A 17,756-nucleotide genomic window follows, 5' to 3' on the forward strand; every position below is an offset into this window, starting at 1 on the left:
AAGGCACTAGCACCTCATGCTAGCGTGTCTACCAATTTCACCATCTCGGCAAATCAATGTTATTGAGGAATGTCGAACTCTGAACGCTCTACAGGAGCTTGAACTGAAGCTGGGCTTTCTTCTTGAATCGTTGGTGAGCTCATAGAGATGTTAGTCAGTACGATGCTGCAACCAAAGAATAGAACAGCAGAAGCCGTTGTAAGCTTATTCAAACGGGTATCAGATTCTGAAGAATTAGAAGCTGCGCTTGGCGTGCCTGTATTGAAGGCTGTCCCCATGTTTGCGCCTTTGCCTTTTTGCAAAAGAATTAATGCAATAGTAGCAACTGCAGATACCAGGCAGATTGTTGTGATAATAGTTTCCATAACGCTTTAAGACCCAAATAAGACAGCCGTAGATGATAACCAAGAACGTGTAACTTGTATAGAAACAAGCTTTAATGAGGTCTTAAGTGGTTAAAATGTGCGCACATATTGCGCAGGTAAATAAGTGAAGCTTTCTTATGCGCAGGCTTCAGCGGGTATTACCATTTATAAGGTGGGAGTTTCTATTCAAAAATGGATATCACCTTTTAAAGCTCGATGGTTATCAGAGCAATATTGTGTTTTAGGCTTAGATTCTTGGTAGCTATCTCACAATTCATACGACTTGGGTCATTTTTAATTTATTTCAGCATGATTAACATTAATCCCATGGGATGCGTATCAATCATGAGCGGCATTTAAAAACTTTTTTGACATGGCGCTAAATTGGAATAGAAATGGATAATGTTATCGACCTTACATTTGATGGCCCCCATCAGAATGGAGGGCTGCAAGACTTCAAGTTTTATGCTGAGGGTGGAAGTCCCGTTATTGTTAATCGTATTATTGATTTTCTGAGTGCTAATCAAGCAAAGCTACTGGTGGTCAATCTAAGCCTTTATTTATGTAATAACTTGGCTTTAGTTGACCAGCTTAGGCAGTTGGCTGAGCTAGGAATTGAAATAAATATCTACTCGATACCACTGGAAGGCTATGACGGTACAGTGGCAAAGAATGGTCTTTTCCCAAGCTACTTTAATCATTCGATCCTGAATAATACGAAAAGCGGTGTTAATAAAAGCAGTAAGAAAGACATCGCAGAGCGAGTATATGGCTACTTGAAGCATTCCGATACAATGAATCTATTCATTTATGACCATATTTATTTGCGTTCTAAATCGGTCAAACCGTTTTCTCGAGGTACTGCGCCGTATAGCCTACATATCAAAAACCTTTACATAAAAATGAAAGATGGCAGTAGCTTTACCGTCATTACTTCATCTAACTTAGCGGTGCGAGATTTACGCAAAGAAGAGATGTGTATAGTTCTGCAAAACTCTCAAGAATCTGATAAAAAAGCGGCTGAGTTTTATCGGCAGTTAAAAAGAAATAGTAATGAGCTACTCTCACTCAATGTAGAGAGAAATAACTCAAGTCATTCCTTAAATTTTAAAGAGGATAGACATAAGATCACGTCTAAACACGTAGTAGAAAATGTGTATTTTACAGGCAGTTTCTTACATCACTCCAACTCGAAAGTTGAAGCTAAATTGTCAACATTAATCTCGAAAGCTCAAAGAAGAGTGATGATTTGTGGCCAGCATGTAAGTAATTGTGCGTTGCTGCCGGACAAAGAGAAAGCAAAAGTGGAAGTTTCAGTATTATCTCAAACCTACACAGATAAAACGTATGATGAGAGATCTAAAACGGTTGAGATTGATGGAAGAAAAGTAAAGCCTCGAACCCCACAAAATTCTTCAAGCTTCCGTCTGTACATCGATAAGTTGAAAAATATCCCTCAGGCAAAATGTTACTTTAATAATTCGATTCATTTGAAGTTTATTGTGATTGACGATCATGTCGTCATATCGACTGGAAACTTTACCGATACTCAGTTTATCTATAAAGATGTATCGATAAGCCAATTTTCAAAGATGCCTAATGCCTCTTATCAAGGTACGTTTTCAGAGGTTAACGCCTATTACATAGGATTAAACCAACCTAAATTAGCCCAAAAACTTTCAAACCATTTTCTAACCCTTGCTCGCTTACCGACAACAGTCACCGCATTTGAGAATCATTGAACTAACTGACTGGTTTACTTAACGAAAAAAAGCACTGACCTTATGTACAGCTCTTTGCTATAATCGGCGCCAAATTTAAGGGTAAGTTTAAAGTTATGACAGATAGAATTGTTTCATTTTTTGCTGGCGCTGGCGGGCTAGATCTAGGTTTCGAACAAGCAGGCTTCAATGTGGTTTGGGCGAACGAATACGATAAGGATATCTGGGCTACATACAAAAAGAACCACCCACATACTACTTTAGATCAGCGAAGTATCACTGCTATCGAAGCGGATGAAGTCCCTGAGTGTGACGGCATTATTGGTGGTCCACCCTGCCAAAGCTGGAGTGAAGCGGGTGCACAGCGTGGTATCGAAGATAAGCGTGGGCAACTGTTCTTTGACTTTATTCGTATTCTTGAAGCAAAAAAACCGAAATTCTTCTTAGCAGAAAATGTGAGTGGAATGCAGCATTCTCGCCATGCGGATGCTTTGGATAACATCAAGAAAATGTTTAAAGAAGCCGGCTATGACCTTTTCTACCAAATGATGAATGCGGTCGATCACGGCGCTGCTCAAGACCGTAAGCGCGTTATCTTTGTTGGTTTTCGAAGTGATCTCGAAATTGATTATACGTTTCCAGAACCGATTGAAAAAGAAGATCGTAAAGCGTTAAAGCATATTTTGAAGGATCTGGACGGAACGGCTGTACCTGCACTTGATAAACAAAGACCAAACCCTGACGTTAAGTTTTTAAACCATGAATATATGATTGGCGGGTTCTCAACGATGTTTATGTCGAGAAACAGAGTAAGAACTTGGGATGAGCCTTCATTTACTATTCAGGCTGGTGGGCGACATGCACCGATTCACCCAAGCGCACCGAAAATGGAAAAGGTTGAAACCGATAAATTTAAATTTGTTGAAGGTCACGAGTACCGACGCTTAAGTGTGCGCGAATGTGCACGAATTCAAGGCTTCCCTGACGAGTTTGAGTTTGTTTATAAGAATGTGGCGGCAGGTTATAAAATGATTGGTAATGCGGTAGCCGTGCCTTTCGCTAAGTCAGTTGCATTGAGTATAAAAGAACACTTAGAACAAGCTAAATCAAAACAAGCCGCTTAACTCAAAGATTCTTCTTAGAAAAGGTATAAGACGTACCATTAACAAAATAGAAGAGTCATTGTTAAAAACACATGGCTAACTGGCTTTGAGTTGAGTTGAGTTGAGAAAAAAGGTCAAGAAGATTAACGGTTGTTAAGCTTACTTGACCTTTTTTATGCCAGATTTTTACGAGTCACTCACTTCAATAAGATCCTCGTAAACCTGTTAGTGAATGATTAACGATTAGGTTAACCACTCATTTTTAGTAGTGAACGATTAACAAGGACCAATTTCTTTCCAAACGCCCCACTTACCAGTGGTTGTTGGATCTTCACCTGTTGTCCACCATTTAGCTTCCCAAATAGTACCGCCTTTAGTGACTTGATCACCGCCAGTGTAGATAGCGCCAGAATCCCATGCATTTGTACATGTGCCACCATCAATCACTTTCTTAAGTACTTTAACAGAAGCAGAAGCGGCAGAGTTTGCAACGCCATCGCTTACCGTTACTGTGAAGTTTAGAACAGTGTCTTGCGTATATTCACTCGCTACAAAACTTACTGAAGCGCCTTGAACTGTTGCATTAAGACCAGCTGGTACATCCCAAGAATAAGTCAGTGCATCTTGGTCTGCATCACTTGAACCTGATGCATCAACCACTACCACATCTCCAGCGTTAACTTGAGAAGGAGCTGATACAGCCGCTACAGGAGCCGTATTTACAGGACCCGTGTCTTTAGCTTTTACTGTCACAACAACTGTGTCCGTTGCCGAAGCACCTTCGTTATCCGTCACTGTTAGTGTAAACGTCAGTGTTTCTTGTTGCGCTACTTCAGCCACATCAAAGCTTGCTACTGCGCTGCTTGCATTTGCAAGAGTGACAGCTGTACCGCCTACTTGAGCCCATGCATAGCTAGCAATAGTGCCGTCGCTGTCTTTAGAAGTGCTGCCATCTAAAGAGACAGAAACAGGGCCAGTAACCGATTGGTCTGCGCCTGCAGCAGCTGTTGGTTTACGGTTTACAGGGTCTGTAGTGCCGCCAGCTAAACCTTCGTGCATTGCATTTAAGATATCGCCGTTATCCGCATCGATTTCCCATGAGAATAGACCTGCTAAACCTAAGCTGCGAACGTAAGCACCTTTCGCTTTTACTGAACGGTCATCATCAAACGTAATCAACTTACCTGAAGTACGGTTCCAAACGTATGGCGCTTCTGCCATTTCGTCATAGCCATATTCAAAGCCATTAATGCCTTGGTTATTTGCACCAAGCATATGTGCTTTAATGCCTTTGTAATCAATAACGCCGTCTTCCCAAACGCCCTGTGCAGTACTGCCTTTCAGTTTGCCGTTACCCACACCTGTCATTGGGTCGGTAGGATCTGTCAGCGAGGAAGGCATCACACCTTCCCAACCACGACCGTACATTGCGGTACCAACAACCAGTTTATTCGCTGGAACACCTTGAGCGAGTAGCAGTTGAATGCCGTTGTCAGTTGTATAAGCAGGGCCTTTAAACTGCTCGCCATTTTCATCCGTACCAGAGCCATCACATTGACCTGGGCGCATGAAGTTACCACAGTTCAGAGCTGTCTGGTGACCAAGTACGTTATTCCAACCGCCGTAAAAATCGTAAGTCATAGCGAAGATGTAATCCATGTGCTGGATAGCTTCGCCGTAGTTCACGTCTTCAATTTTATCGTGACCAACACCAATTGCTGAAGTCAGTTCGTAAGTACGACCATTGGTTGCTTCTAGCTCATCAAGCATTGCGCGAAGTTCTTGCATTAACGCAATGTAAGCCGGTCCATCATTCACTGTATCGCCAAGGTTCGCGTTTTCACCGCCACCACCAGGGAATTCCCAGTCAATATCAACACCGTCATAGAATTTCCAAGTGTTCAGGAATTTCTTAACAGAAGCGACAAACGTATCTCGGTTTTCTTTTGTTGTGAAATCGAAGAATGGGTCTGAAAGTGTCCAACCACCGATTGATGGAATGATTTTTAGATCAGGATTACGCTGTTTAAGCGCCATCATCATCGCGTAGTTACCCTTGATAGGAGAGCTGTATTCATGCCCTGCTTGTGGGAAACTTTTTTGGAATGCCGCCCAAGGGTCATGGATAACGACTTCGTAGTCATTCACGCCTTTACATGCAGTCATGAGAGCATTGTAACTGTTACCACCCACTGATTTAACAGATTCGTTTGGACCACAAATTGGGATAAAGCCGTAAAGGATGTGGGTTAAGTTATCCGCAGGAAGGTTATCAACCGTGTAATCACGACCGTAAATACCCCATTCAACAAAGTAAGTACCTACGACTGTATTTGGGTCTGTATTGTAAGTCTTGTTGTTTGGATCGATGTTCATTGTGAGAGGAGGAAGGTGAGAGCCATCCGTATCGGCGATCGTGATCTGAGCTGGTGCACTGATACTACAACCCGTAGCATCACATGCCTCAATTTTCATTTCGTATAAGCCACCTTGACCATACTCGAAAGTGGCTGTGGTCTGGCTACCGGTTATTGGCCCCGTTGCGACTTTTACGCCATCGAAATAGATGTTGTAAGTGTCACCGGATGTACCACTCCATTGGTTGAACTTTACTGCCACTTTAGCTTTGTCGTGGTACTTAACCATTTGGTTATAGCCAGACGTAGTTTCCATAGCCAATTCAATTTTAGAAAATTGAAGGTTGTTTGAACCATACATGTCGATGCTTGGTGCACTTGGTGCAGCTTGTGCCGCCCCTGAAAGCGCCAGTGCGATGCTAGCCGCACACATGTTAAAACGAATCATAGTATATCTCTCATTCCTTGAATGTTATGAAACCAAAGCCAGTTTCATAAGCTGCTCTTTTCTCTACAACGAAATTGAGCATCCCACTTAGTATTCAAAAGAGTTTTAAATTCAGAACGGAAAATAAATCGCTTTTCGATAGAGAGTCGATAAATTACTTGTCGTTATCAATTTGTTACATCTTGAGTGAGGGATTGAGCCAAGGTTTTATAAATTTAATATCGTTCTAATAAAAGTCTTATAAGTGGGTGTAAATGAAATAAGCTAAAGGAAAATGCGAGGAATGTAGCGGATAGTTTTTTCATGACTAACATTTACTAGAGGATAGAGGATAGAGGATAGAGGATAGAGGATAGAGGATAGAGGATAGAGGATAGAGGATAGAGGATAGAGGATTTGCTAGCGATTGAAGTGTTCAGACAATGAAGCTCGTCTTTGAGAGGCACCGCCACTGACCGAGGTCACAGTATGCTCGAAGCCTTCTTTGACCAGTGTTTGTGGAGGAATGGCTGGGGAAATACGTTTCAACTGTGGTGAACGAATATTACCACTCATTTTATAGATGGAAACACCGCTACCAGTTGTGATGAAAACATTAGAGCCATCAAACTCAAAGCTTGTACTAATTAAGCGATGGTTACGAACAACGCCTTTTTCAGATAGCGAAAGTTTATCGGTTTTATAGGGAGGGGAGCCCACTTCAACCCAGCTTCCATATACATTGCTAGGGTCGGTAAATTCCAAATGCGATTGGTACGAAGACAGACCAAACCAAGCAATAGAAGATAGTGCTAAACCGCCAAAGATCACGCGAGCTATCAGCATGTTTCGTGCATGATTTGATTTTTTCTTATTTGCCATAAAAGCCTAGCCATCGCTTGATCTGACTGTTGATCTTATTGATTAAAGTGTTTATTTGCAAAATAAGTTTGCGATGCACTATGTCTTAAGCCAACCTCTATTCCAAATTTTAGTTTGAAAGGCTCTTATTTGCTGTCCTATTTGACCACTAAGTTATGTATTTCCCACTCTAAGTGTAGGGCTATAGAGATGAAGGTGCATTGACCTTAATTTTTCTAAGCCATAAAAATAATTCAACACTGAGTATTTAATGCTTGTGTGATTTAAGGGAATTGGTTACAAAGTTTGTTGCATTTATTTGGTCGATAGACCGTTAACAGTCCACAAGGAAGTAACATGATTAAAGAAAATACATATTTTGATGGCGGCGTTAAGTCTCTTGGTTTTTCACAAAATGACGCTGAGATCAGTGTGGGTGTTATGGCGGTTGGCGAGTATACCTTTGGTACTGCTGCCCCTGAAAAAATGACGGTAGTAAAAGGCTCACTAACGATTAAACGAGTGGGTGACTCTGATTGGACAACATACCGTGATGGCTCTGCATTTGATGTTGTGGGCGACTCTTCATTTGAAGTTAAAGTGACAGAAGCAACGGCATACTTGTGTGAGTACTTATAATTCTGTTTGTCCTTGATGCAGGCTGACTTCTCTTAGATCGTTACCTTAAACAATTTAAGTGGCTTCATCTAAAGCAGTGAATAAAAAAGGCCACGCTTTATTTTTATACAAAGCGTGGCTAATTTGTGTTGAATTCAAGTATTCACTTATTAAAAGGCAATAAAATAAGTGTTTTCATTTCTAAGATACGTCCTATCCATTTTGCGCAGCCTAGCCATCACATCTTAGTCTTACACTCAGTTGGTCACTATTAAGCTCGTTTTAATTTAGCCGCATATAATCAAACTAGTTATAAATAAACTTGTAACCCCTGGCGAAAGATATTAAGAGCAAAACCCGATTTACACGTAAGTAGATTGTTTCCTACAAATCTAAAATGATTCTCAAATTGACAATCAAAATATGAAATTAATAAGTTTCAAACAGTCCATTGTTGTAGTCCTGAATAGTTTGCTCAATTTCTTGCATGCTATTCATAACAAAAGGTCCGTAGTGAACAACCGGCTCGTCTATTGGTTCACCACTTAATAATAGGGCGCCAGAATCTGTCTCCGCTTGCATTTGGACCCACTCGGCCTCTGTGCTTTGTGGTGGCATTAAAGCAAGTTGACCTTGATGAATCACTTTGCCATTAATTGTTAGCTCACCTTGGTATACATAGACCATCACATTGTGAGTAACCGGTGGTGCATATGATATTTTTCCACCTGTTTTGGGCTTCCAATCTGCAACGGTTAAAGGAACCCCTGTCGTACTTAAAGGCCCTTGAATTGCTTGGTCTTTTAGCTGAATTTTACCTGCAATTACTCTTAGCAAACCTAGGTCTGAAGCACTATGTTCATTGATAGTTTCTGGTTGAAAATCGTGGTAGCGTGCAGGCGTCATTTTGTCTTTTGCAGGCTGATTTATCCAAACTTGGAAACCGTGTAATGAACCTTCTTCCATTACTGGCATTTCACTATGGATAACCCCTCGACCTGCAGCCATCCATTGAGCTCCACCACTCCTTAGCTCTCCCGTGTTACCCATATGGTCTTTATGTTGAAAATGTCCCTTCATCATATAGGTTAATGTTTCTATACCTCGATGCGGGTGAGGGGGAAATCCACCGACATAATCTTTACTCTCGTCCGACTTTAATTCGTCGATCATCAAAAATGGCGAGAATTTTGCATTATTGAAACCAGCAACCCGACTTATTTTTACACCGTCACCATCTGAAGTGGCATGTGCATTGATAACTTGTTGAACATATCTAATGTTAGTCATGTTGGCGTCCTTTTAAATTGGAATGAACACAGTGTAAGTAATCCGATGTGCAAAGAAGACCGTATAACATTGAGTGACATATTCGAAAATTTTGAATGATCATGAATTATGAAAAACTGACTATAATTAAGTCATGGTTATTTCAGTAAGGAGGCAATTTTGGCTGTACAACCTAAACATCAAGATAGGCACGGTAGAATTGGTTTCGAGGACGATTTCACCACAGAACAAAGACAGAGGTTTACTGAAGTTGCCAATGAAGCGGTACATCGACGCGATAAGAAACAGCTTATCGAAGATCGGTTTATCCAATCAGCGAAAAGGGCAGCATTTAAACCAGTTGTCAAAACGAAATCGTCAAAGCCTAATAAAGTTAGACAAGTCATATGGATAATTATGATCGGTTTGATCAGCTTATGGGCAATGTACATGACTAACTAGTGCTTGTTCATCGCAATAGGTAGATAAATAGTGACAAGCAGATTCATAGTGACAAGCTAATTCACTACGATGCTAATTGGTAACAATAGCGAGCAGAACCATTATTCTTTCCGTTTTTTAAGCGGGGTAACATTGCTGCCTTCCATTAAGGGAGCAAACATATCTGGGCAGGTTTCAATCTTGGTTGAGGAAGGATTATTGTGGTAATAAGCGAAACGATTTTTCCCAGAATGTTTAGCGTGGTACATCGCTTTGTCTGCACACCGAGTCAATTCTGGTAATTCCGTTGCATCTTGTGGGTACAAGGCAACCCCCACGCTCAAGGTGAGCTCATTTAAGCGTTCTTGGTTTTGGTAACCGTTTTCAAATAATCGACAAATCCTTCCAAGAATACTGTCTAAATCATCTATTGAACGAACGTCATAAAGCATCAAAACAAATTCATCACCGGCGAACCTAGCAATGGAGTAGTCATGCTTTTCTGTCTTTCTGTCTTTAGTACGAATGTTATTACTTAATCGCTTCGCAAAGTGTTGTAACACCCTGTCTCCCACATCATGCCCGTAGTTATCATTGATTGATTTAAAGTTATCAATATCTAAGAAAACCAATGCAGTGACAGAGCGCTTAGTATCAACGGTTCTGAGTTTCTCTGATGCCCAGTTTTCAAAGCTCCAACGATTTGCAAGACCCGTTAATTGATCCATGTACGCGAGATCTTCAATTCCTTCTTGATATAAGCATTGAATATAGCTGACGACTTTATTGTAGTAATAAGAGGATGTGTGGCATACAACGCTCATAGTGAATAGGCTTAAGGTTAAGCGATGCGTAGAGTCAATAGGTAGGGTAAAGGCGGAGTTAGAGAAAACCAGTAACCCGCTAATGAACACACAAAATGACATGCTCAGTAGTAATCCAATTTTAAAATCATTAATGAAAATGACAGTAGCAAGGATAGGATATAGCCAAAGCGTTCTATCTGGGATGGCTTCGCTATACAGTAAAAGAATCGTACCTTGGACTAATAACACCCAACTTAAAATTAAGTCTGAGTATCGAGGGTGTCGAGCTTGTTTGACATACACTGCATTTAAGAGCGCGACAATTGCGAAAGTAAAATCTATACCAGCTAAGATCAGTTGATCGGCTTGTAGATACGTCCAAGCATAAAAAAAGAACAAAATGGAGGATGCCAGAGAGCACAAGTAAACTATTTTCTGTTTTCGAGTCGAGCGGATATCCGCCATTTCCTCTAAGTGTCTCCCTACAAGGTTTGTCATACTTTTCCCTAGCATGTAAATATTCAGTTGCAGGTTAAGCTTAGGTGAAATATATGATTTTGGATGGATATCACACTCATCTGGTGTGATTGATCTCTAAGTTTCATATAAAGAATGTCAGGCTTATATTCATATTAATGAGTAACAGTCGGTTTTGTGACGAATTCTCATTTACTTACATTTTATATGGTTATTGGCATGGTGGCATTTTATTGACTAATAACAATAACCTGAAACAATAACATCAGTTTATAGATTAGAGCGTGATTATGAAAAAAGAATCTAAGCGTAAATTGAGGCTTTTGCCATCAAAAATACGTAAAAGCACCATTTTCCCAATGTTAGGTGCATCATTACTGTCATTGCCTACTTCTGCCGATATTTCTACCACTCCTGTTGTTGGGGGGATATTCAGTTCATCAGAAGTCTTAAAAAATCAGGTTCTTTCAACATTAAGTTATTCGACTACTTTAACAAGAGACGCTGCTTTATTTACTATTGCTGGTGTGACGTTAGACACCTACATTTTAACTCTACCGCTAGAAGTAAAGCTTAAAGCAAAGGTGATTGCTCAGCTTTCTAACCCTACTTATTCCGTTCCTTTGGGATACTTCTTATATACCTATTATGACCGATATTCTGGTTTAAGCAGTGAAGATGAGTTTAAGCAATATCTTTCTACAATTTATGATGAACAAGTGCTGAAAGGGTTTGAGCATAGCTTGTTTTCTGTAAGTGATAGCGACGCTCATAAAGGGCATGCTTCTGTTAAAAATGGTGCAGAGAAACATGCTGACGAACCAATCAAAACCACAGAGCCGACAGGGCACCACGAGGGTATTCAAGTCGATGACAAGTTCATTGCTAATATGGTGGTGATTTACGATGCGTTGTTTGATCTTGGTGTATGGCAAGACATGGAACAATTACCCGAGAGCTATACTTATTTAACTGATTCAGGTGAAGATCTTGCCATTATTAACACCGTTCAACCTATTGTTGTTGATTTGATCAATAAAGCCGCTTTTGGCATGGATGATGGTGAGATGAAGTGGGCATTGCTGGCGATTGCGGAAGATGGCAAACCTGAAAACTTATCCAAGCCGAATAACAAAGCTCAAGCATTGACGATTACACTGATCGACTTTGTTCGTCTTAACCTACTGAAAGCTTACCGCCAATTTGTCTTTAAAGAAGAACGCGCAGTTGCGTTGAATGATTGGATGCAGCAGGTATTTGACGATAGCCCGAATAGCCTAGTGCAATTTCTTCACTCACAGCAAAACCGCCGCTTTGCTGTTCAAGTGACCGTAGATGGTTTGCAACAAGGTTTAATCGAAGGGCTTGTTGATCCGACTTCTCCATTTATGCACCAAGCTTACCAAAAGCACCAACAAAGAGCGTCTTACAAACCGACTCTTGAACCAGTGATAGAGCCAAAACATGAACAGCAAGTTCGCTTTATGGAAGTGCTGTCTGAGCAAGTCTATAAAGACCCCCATTACCTTCCACTCTTTAAGCGCTTATATCGCGAAAATAAACCGAGCATAAGCCGTGTGGGCGTGTCTTCTACTCCAACTATTAGTGTGCGAAACCTGCCTATTATAAAAACAGGAGCGAAAGTTTCAGGGGAAGGAGGGACTGGAATCCCTAATTTCCATTTTGTCGATCGTGAAGAAGATCGTGCGTACTACTTCTTTGGTAATGATGCCCTACAGCTGGATATTTTAATGGCTGATCGAAAAGTGCAAACCATGTTTGATCGCCTGGATTATTTGAAGACACTCAACTGTAATGGTCAGTATGACTGGAATGCACACACCACTTATGACGGTTTAGTTAACCTTGGTTTAGGCGAATCTTTACGGGACTATGGGGAAAAACGATGCGTAAAAGAACTACAGTTACGTGCGGAAGTTGAGGTCGATTTAAAGCAACAGCGTGCCGCATTAATTGAAGACATTCAGTCTTATATATCTATTTCTGGATTTGATGTGTTTACTAAAATGGCGAAGAAAGTTCAGGTTGAACAAGCCATTAGCGCATACTCAAAACTAGATGGTAAAGGCATGCCAGATTATACCTTAGTGTATAACCCTTGGCCTGATCATTTTGCCCATTTCACCGGTCCATTCAGCGATGAAATATTGATGCCAACGGGAGAATTAAACCGCCTAGATTATTGGTTAACTCAAATAGAAAAAACCTATAAAACCGCTGGAATTTACGATCAAACTTTGTGGGGGATGGCTGGTGACCATGGCCTAACGCCTGTCTTTTATGCCCTCAACCCTGAAAAGCAGGTTTTAGGTAATTTACAGAAAGAGTTGGATTACCCAGTTGTGGTCAAAAAGATATCTTCAGATGAAGGTGAAGGACCAAAGATCACTAATGCTCTGAGCTTCCCAAGCTTGAAAGAGGTCGATGTAGTCGTCGCCTCTACTGCTGGTGGTAACTTTATGATGGACTTCTTTAATTCTAAACTAGGGTGGAAGCGTCAACCTTTATACTCTGAACTGACACAGTGGAAACCTATTGCTGCACCTGCTGGTGAGTCCATTGATATTATTGCCCAAACGCTCCAGCGCTTACCTGAAACTCTCGACTACTTAGTGGTAAGAGAGCAAGAGTGTAATGCGAGCTTTTGTCAGGTGCGGGTGATCGGTAATAGAAAGACTCAACGAATTGATGAGCTTATCACGCGAAATCGGGATAAGATTTTCTACGAGTCTGTGATGGAGAATCAACATCCGAGACTCTTAAATGTGCAAGAATTGAATCCATATCTTCCACAGCCGACTCGTGTTGCGTTCGCGCAGTATTCAGCTTTAGTCGATAAGTGTTTAAATCGAGCAGAAAAAGACAAAGTAGAGACTTGGTGTAACCGTCAAGAATGGAAGAACCTTACCCAGTTAACCCCAAGACCTGATGCATTAAACCAATTAGTGGATGTGTATTTAGAAGATCGTGCAGGTACCGTCAATCTGTTCCCTAAAGAAGGTATCGGCTATAACACGAAAGTACCGGGGCGACATGCGGGTGAAGATTATTTAGAAAAAGATGCTTTTCTTGGGTTTTGGGGCTCTCCTATAGGAGATAAACCTGTGCCAATGAATATTGAATCTAACGGGGCCTTGGCTCCAACTTTGTTTGAATATTTGACAGGGGAAGAAGTCATCGCGGGTGAAAACGGCTGGGGATATCCTTCGCTAATTAATAAGTTAGATATTATTCAACCGACTACTCAAAAGTCAGCCCTTTAAACGGGGTAAGTGAACTATTAAAGGCTTTATTATGTTAATTACGTTTAGCTGTAAGTCGCACTCTAATGTCACCATGTTTGGTGATGTTGGTCTGCAATTGATTAAATTACTTGGTCATAGTGGCGATATTCCCGGGGCGTTAGATGCGTCTTCTATTCCTGATGCCCTTGCTCGTTTACGCGAGGCAATAGAAGCAGAAAAGCGCCTTGAAAAGGAAAGTAAGCAATCGACGGGCTATGACGACATCGACGATGATCTGAACGCAGACGATTTAAATGAAGATGATAGCTATACAGATGTGCCTGTGAATATTGCTAATCGAGCCTTTCCATTACTTGAATTGTTAGAGTCTGCTGTAAAAGAAGAATGTGAAGTGATGTGGGAAGATTCAAGCAATAAAAGCTTCTAATTAGCTTAACGCTAAAAATACTTGAAACAGAATCAGCACTTACAAAAAGAGCCAGTGTTAGGCGAAGTCTATTTAATAAATAGGATTGCTTGCACTGGCTCTTTTAGGTTGTTTCTTTCTGAGTAGTCGCTTAGCGAGTAAAAACTTCTTCAGCGGCAGCTTTGTAATAAGAACTTAGTACTCATTTCTTAGAAGATCTCTGCTGTTCTTTTAACGCTAGCTTTTCTTTCTTACGTTGTTCAATAAGCTGCGCTGCTGCGCCACCAACGTGGGTTTCGCCACGTTCATTAGACAGTTGAACTTGCTTCTCACGCTCGCGGAAACGTGCTTTTTGTTCATCACTGTGCTTATCAACACACTTAGGACAACTTACGCCTTTTTCAAAGTGTTCAGACGCTTTGTCTTCGTCAGTGATTGGTAGGCGACAAGCATTACATACATCGTATCCACTTTTCTCTAATTGATGGTTAACCGCAACGCGGCCATCAAAGACGTAGCAATCACCTTCCCACATGCTTTCTTCTTCTGGCACTTCTTCTAAGTACTTTAGAATGCCGCCTTCAAGGTGGTAAACCTCATCAAAACCTTGCTCTTTCATGTAGGCAGTCGATTTTTCGCAACGGATACCACCGGTACAAAACATCGCGACTTTTTTATGCTTAGCTGGGTCTAAGTTATCGGCAACATATTGTGGGAATTCACGGAAAGTTTCAGTGTTTGGATTCACGGCATTTTTGAATGTACCGATATCAACTTCGTAATCATTGCGCGTATCAACAAGAAGTACTTCAGGATCTGAAATTAAGTCATTCCATTCGTTCGGTTTAACGTAAGTGCCAACAACATTTAGAGGGTCGATACCTTCAACGCCCATTGTCACGATCTCTTTCTTTAACTTCACTTTAGTGCGGTTGAAAGGTTGAACGTCGTTAAACGATTCTTTGTAAACTACATCGGCTAAACGAGGATCGTTCTTAAACCATTTAAGTAAAGCATCAATAGACTCGCGCTTTCCTGCAACCGTACCATTGATACCTTCGCTTGCGAGCAATAGTGTGCCACGGATATGGTTTGACTCTAAAACATCGGTCAGTGGTTGGCGGATTTCGGTGTAATCATTAAGTGCTACAAACTTATAGAGTGCACATACAACATATTGAGACATGGTTTTTCCTTTTGCGAGCTGGAACGTAAATCCAGAGCGAGAGTTTGCCTTTGACTAGGCTTATTAAAATCGCCCGCAGTATAGCTAAGGCAATGTAAGACAAAAACCAACTAATTGAAGGGTTATTTACCACAGAGGTTTTTAGCATCTCAGTAAATAGAGTTTCTCTATACCTGCCAATTTGAAAGATTAAATGTTCTAAGCAGTGACGGCGTATAACAAAAAGCCCTGCTGTAAAAATACAACAGGGCTTTGCTATCGAGTCAGTCTTACTTAATTAGCGCTTACGCTTGGTTCAGTACTTCCGCTAAGCGTTTCACCGCTTCGGTTAATTCTTCTGGGTTGGCGTTGGTGAAGTTTAAACGCAATGCAGCTTTTGCTTCGTCAGCCTTTGGATAGAACACTGGGCTTGGTACAACCGCCACGCCATTTGAAAGTAGAGTTTTAGCCAGTTTAAAAGTGTCACACTCAGGGACTTCTACCCAAATGAACATCCCGCCATCAACCGCTTTTAGTACGCAGTCTGCGGGCAGTTGTTTCTCTAGTTCTGAAAACAGCACTTCATAACGAGACTTGTACAGCGTGCGAATGTTTTCCATGTGCAGGTTGAAATCTTCATGTTTCAGAAGACCAACGAGCAGCGCTTGCATTGGCACACTTGAGTGTAAATCCGCTCCTTGCTTCACCTTGATCAGTGGTTCAAGGTAGCTGCATTTACCTGTTACGGCGCCAATGCGTAAACCTGGCGATGCTATTTTAGAGAATGAACGAAGAACGATAGAGTTATCAGGGCAGAATGAAGAAACCATTGGTAGTTCTTTACCTGTGAAACGCAGCTCACGGTATGGCGCATCTTCAATGAATGCCACGTTGTATTGAATACAAAGCTCAGCCACTTTTTGACGAGTCTCTGTTGTCCAACATACGCCAGTAGGGTTGTGGAAATCAGGTACGGCATAAAACATTTTAGGTGAATGCTGTGCAAAGCATGTCTCTAGTTTGTCTAGATTAGGACCAAATTCAGTTTGAGACACAGTCACAATGTTTGCTTGCACTAAGCCAAAAACTTGCATTGCACCCAAGTAGCTAGGCGCTTCCATCACAACGACATCATTAGGGTCAACATATGCACGTGCAATCAAATCTAAGCCTTGTTGAGAGCCCGTACATATCATGGCTGTGTGAGATTCAGGCAATTGGTAGCTTTGCGTTAGGTGCTCAAGCAATGGACTGTAACCTGCAGTAGAGCCGTATTGGAAAACTTCAGGCATATTCGCTAGGTTTTCTAGCGTTGGCTTCATCAAATCGATAGGGAATGTTTTCTCATCCGGTAAACCGCCGGCTAATGAGATGACATTAGGATCGCTTGCGGCAGCGAGGATCTCTCGAATGTATGAAGATTGAATCTGTTGTAATGACTGTGCGATTTCCATGTGTTGTGTCTCGTTGTTTTTCGTTTTTATTTATTGCTTGATATTACACGGCAATTGTAAAAACAAGCGTGTCCGTTTATGCTCACAAACATGTCCATTTATGCTATTTGAACGATGTCACGACAACACATATCCAGAATCAATGACGTTCTGTTCCATATCCACCAAGACATAAGCCGACCTTTGTCAGCAAAAGCACTGTCTGAAATTGCGGCTTATTCAGAGCAACACTTTCATCGCACGTTCAAAAGTGTGGTTGGGGAATCGTTACATCAATACATTCGACGTACTCGCATGGAGTATGCTGCCAATCAATTGATGTTTGATACCAGCTCGTCCGTAATGGAAATTGCTAGTAAATGTGGTTTTAGTTCGGTGTCTTCGTTTAGCCGCGCGTTTAAAGCAACCTTTAATATGTCTCCGGGTGAATGGCGTAAACACGACTTACAGATCGCTGAAAAACCTTATTTGAAAGATCCTGAAGTAGCTGCGGGCTATTTGAACGTGGCGAAGCGTGTGTTACCAGAGCCGAAGATAGTTGAAGTGCCAGAGAGAATGGCGGCCTATGTTCGACACACTGGTTATAATCGTTCCATTCGCAATGCGTGGTTGATATTGAAAGCGTGGGCGAATTCAGAACAACGCGACTTTTCGAGCCAGTTCGGTTTACATCACTCAAACCCTGCTTGGGTGGAAATGGATCAGTGTCGTTATGTCGCGTGTATCGCGCTTGATAAGCCAATTAAGTACCGCAGCGTAGTGAACCAGATGGTGATTCCGGGCGGTTTACACGCCGTGTTTCGACTTAATGGCTGCTATGGTGAGCTGCTACCACAGATCAGTATGGTATTAGAAAAATGGCTGCCAACTTCTGGCTTCAAGCAGCGCTCAACGCCCGCGTATGTGCATTATCATCAGAATCATTTTCTTAATAGCGAAGAAGTCTTTGATCTCGATTTCTACCTTCCCGTGAGTTTTTATTAACTGATATGAAGCCATCAATTTGGGCTTGGTGATAGA

Annotated in this window: 14 protein-coding genes; 7 read left to right on the forward strand and 7 right to left on the reverse strand. The window is 41.4% G+C overall.

Annotated elements, in window-relative coordinates; translation table 11 throughout:
- Window positions 1–59 precede the first annotated feature (59 nt).
- The gene (gene secG / locus L4C37_RS15475) at window positions 60–365 is read right to left on the reverse strand and encodes a preprotein translocase subunit SecG (protein WP_137371710.1); all 306 of its coding nucleotides are present in this window, start codon (window positions 363–365) and stop codon (window positions 60–62) included.
- 395 nt (window positions 366–760) lie between these two features.
- On the opposite strand from secG, the gene L4C37_RS15480 reads away from it, so the two are divergent.
- Both L4C37_RS15480 and L4C37_RS15485 read left to right on the forward strand, forming a co-directional pair.
- Entirely contained in the window at window positions 761–2,107 is a 1,347-nt protein-coding gene (locus L4C37_RS15480; protein WP_429769106.1) for a phospholipase D-like domain-containing protein, read from the forward strand.
- Between the two features lie 95 nt (window positions 2,108–2,202).
- Window positions 2,203–3,210, forward strand: a complete 1,008-nt coding sequence (locus L4C37_RS15485) for a DNA cytosine methyltransferase (RefSeq protein ID WP_137371708.1) — start codon at window positions 2,203–2,205, stop codon at window positions 3,208–3,210.
- A gap of 255 nt (window positions 3,211–3,465) precedes the next feature.
- Here the strand turns inward: L4C37_RS15485 and L4C37_RS15490 are convergent, their stop codons facing one another.
- On the reverse strand, window positions 3,466–5,994 hold the full coding sequence (locus tag L4C37_RS15490; protein WP_429769107.1) for a glycosyl hydrolase family 18 protein: 2,529 nt from the start codon (window positions 5,992–5,994) through the stop codon (window positions 3,466–3,468).
- Window positions 5,995–6,393: 399 nt separating this feature from the next.
- Window positions 6,394–6,855: a DUF2850 domain-containing protein gene (locus L4C37_RS15495; RefSeq protein ID WP_240701679.1), complete on the reverse strand. Its 462-nt coding sequence runs from the start codon at window positions 6,853–6,855 to the stop codon at window positions 6,394–6,396.
- A gap of 336 nt (window positions 6,856–7,191) precedes the next feature.
- Between L4C37_RS15495 and ppnP the strand changes: the two genes are divergently transcribed.
- Window positions 7,192–7,473, forward strand: coding sequence for a pyrimidine/purine nucleoside phosphorylase (gene ppnP / locus L4C37_RS15500; protein WP_137371706.1), 282 nt, complete (start codon window positions 7,192–7,194; stop codon window positions 7,471–7,473).
- A gap of 408 nt (window positions 7,474–7,881) precedes the next feature.
- Here ppnP and L4C37_RS15505 read toward each other — a convergent pair whose 3' ends face one another.
- Window positions 7,882–8,742, reverse strand: a complete 861-nt coding sequence (locus L4C37_RS15505) for a pirin family protein (protein ID WP_429769108.1) — start codon at window positions 8,740–8,742, stop codon at window positions 7,882–7,884.
- 159 nt (window positions 8,743–8,901) lie between these two features.
- Here L4C37_RS15505 and L4C37_RS15510 point away from each other — a divergent pair, with 159 nt between their 5' ends.
- A complete protein-coding gene (locus tag L4C37_RS15510) occupies window positions 8,902–9,183 on the forward strand; it encodes an alanyl-tRNA editing protein (protein ID WP_137371704.1) in 282 nt (93 codons plus the stop codon).
- A 101-nt stretch (window positions 9,184–9,284) separates the two neighbouring features.
- Here the strand turns inward: L4C37_RS15510 and L4C37_RS15515 are convergent, their stop codons facing one another.
- Window positions 9,285–10,466, reverse strand: coding sequence for a GGDEF domain-containing protein (locus tag L4C37_RS15515; RefSeq protein WP_137371703.1), 1,182 nt, complete (start codon window positions 10,464–10,466; stop codon window positions 9,285–9,287).
- 338 nt (window positions 10,467–10,804) lie between these two features.
- Between L4C37_RS15515 and L4C37_RS15520 the strand changes: the two genes are divergently transcribed.
- Both L4C37_RS15520 and L4C37_RS15525 read left to right on the forward strand, forming a co-directional pair.
- Window positions 10,805–13,729, forward strand: a complete 2,925-nt coding sequence (locus tag L4C37_RS15520) for an alkaline phosphatase family protein (protein ID WP_429769156.1) — start codon at window positions 10,805–10,807, stop codon at window positions 13,727–13,729.
- A gap of 31 nt (window positions 13,730–13,760) precedes the next feature.
- Window positions 13,761–14,138, forward strand: a complete 378-nt coding sequence (locus tag L4C37_RS15525; RefSeq protein WP_429769109.1) for a DUF1840 domain-containing protein — start codon at window positions 13,761–13,763, stop codon at window positions 14,136–14,138.
- A 181-nt stretch (window positions 14,139–14,319) separates the two neighbouring features.
- On the opposite strand, the gene trhO is transcribed toward L4C37_RS15525, so the two are convergent.
- Together trhO and L4C37_RS15535 are read right to left on the reverse strand one after the other, a co-directional pair.
- The gene (gene trhO / locus L4C37_RS15530) at window positions 14,320–15,303 is read right to left on the reverse strand and encodes an oxygen-dependent tRNA uridine(34) hydroxylase TrhO (protein WP_137371700.1); all 984 of its coding nucleotides are present in this window, start codon (window positions 15,301–15,303) and stop codon (window positions 14,320–14,322) included.
- 284 nt (window positions 15,304–15,587) lie between these two features.
- Complete coding sequence (locus L4C37_RS15535; protein WP_429769110.1) at window positions 15,588–16,736, reverse strand: aminotransferase-like domain-containing protein; 1,149 nt, start codon at window positions 16,734–16,736, stop codon at window positions 15,588–15,590.
- Between the two features lie 114 nt (window positions 16,737–16,850).
- Here L4C37_RS15535 and L4C37_RS15540 point away from each other — a divergent pair, with 114 nt between their 5' ends.
- Complete coding sequence (locus tag L4C37_RS15540; RefSeq protein ID WP_429769111.1) at window positions 16,851–17,720, forward strand: AraC family transcriptional regulator; 870 nt, start codon at window positions 16,851–16,853, stop codon at window positions 17,718–17,720.
- Window positions 17,721–17,756: the final 36 nt, after the last annotated feature.

Source organism: Vibrio kagoshimensis (assembly GCF_050337535.1).
Lineage (GTDB): Bacteria > Pseudomonadota > Gammaproteobacteria > Enterobacterales > Vibrionaceae > Vibrio > Vibrio gallaecicus.

What these genes read in the sequence shown, in the direction of transcription:
- secG (WP_137371710.1), bottom strand. Translation starts at nt 365, where the DNA reads ATGGAAACTATTATCACAACAATCTGCCTGGTATCTGCAGTTGCTACT.
- L4C37_RS15480 (WP_429769106.1), top strand. Translation starts at nt 761, where the DNA reads ATGGATAATGTTATCGACCTTACATTTGATGGCCCCCATCAGAATGGA.
- L4C37_RS15485 (WP_137371708.1), top strand. Translation starts at nt 2,203, where the DNA reads ATGACAGATAGAATTGTTTCATTTTTTGCTGGCGCTGGCGGGCTAGAT.
- L4C37_RS15490 (WP_429769107.1), bottom strand. Translation starts at nt 5,994, where the DNA reads ATGATTCGTTTTAACATGTGTGCGGCTAGCATCGCACTGGCGCTTTCA.
- L4C37_RS15495 (WP_240701679.1), bottom strand. Translation starts at nt 6,855, where the DNA reads ATGGCAAATAAGAAAAAATCAAATCATGCACGAAACATGCTGATAGCT.
- ppnP (WP_137371706.1), top strand. Translation starts at nt 7,192, where the DNA reads ATGATTAAAGAAAATACATATTTTGATGGCGGCGTTAAGTCTCTTGGT.
- L4C37_RS15505 (WP_429769108.1), bottom strand. Translation starts at nt 8,742, where the DNA reads ATGACTAACATTAGATATGTTCAACAAGTTATCAATGCACATGCCACT.
- L4C37_RS15515 (WP_137371703.1), bottom strand. Translation starts at nt 10,466, where the DNA reads ATGACAAACCTTGTAGGGAGACACTTAGAGGAAATGGCGGATATCCGC.
- L4C37_RS15520 (WP_429769156.1), top strand. Translation starts at nt 10,805, where the DNA reads ATGTTAGGTGCATCATTACTGTCATTGCCTACTTCTGCCGATATTTCT.
- L4C37_RS15525 (WP_429769109.1), top strand. Translation starts at nt 13,761, where the DNA reads ATGTTAATTACGTTTAGCTGTAAGTCGCACTCTAATGTCACCATGTTT.
- trhO (WP_137371700.1), bottom strand. Translation starts at nt 15,303, where the DNA reads ATGTCTCAATATGTTGTATGTGCACTCTATAAGTTTGTAGCACTTAAT.
- L4C37_RS15535 (WP_429769110.1), bottom strand. Translation starts at nt 16,736, where the DNA reads ATGGAAATCGCACAGTCATTACAACAGATTCAATCTTCATACATTCGA.
- L4C37_RS15540 (WP_429769111.1), top strand. Translation starts at nt 16,851, where the DNA reads ATGTCACGACAACACATATCCAGAATCAATGACGTTCTGTTCCATATC.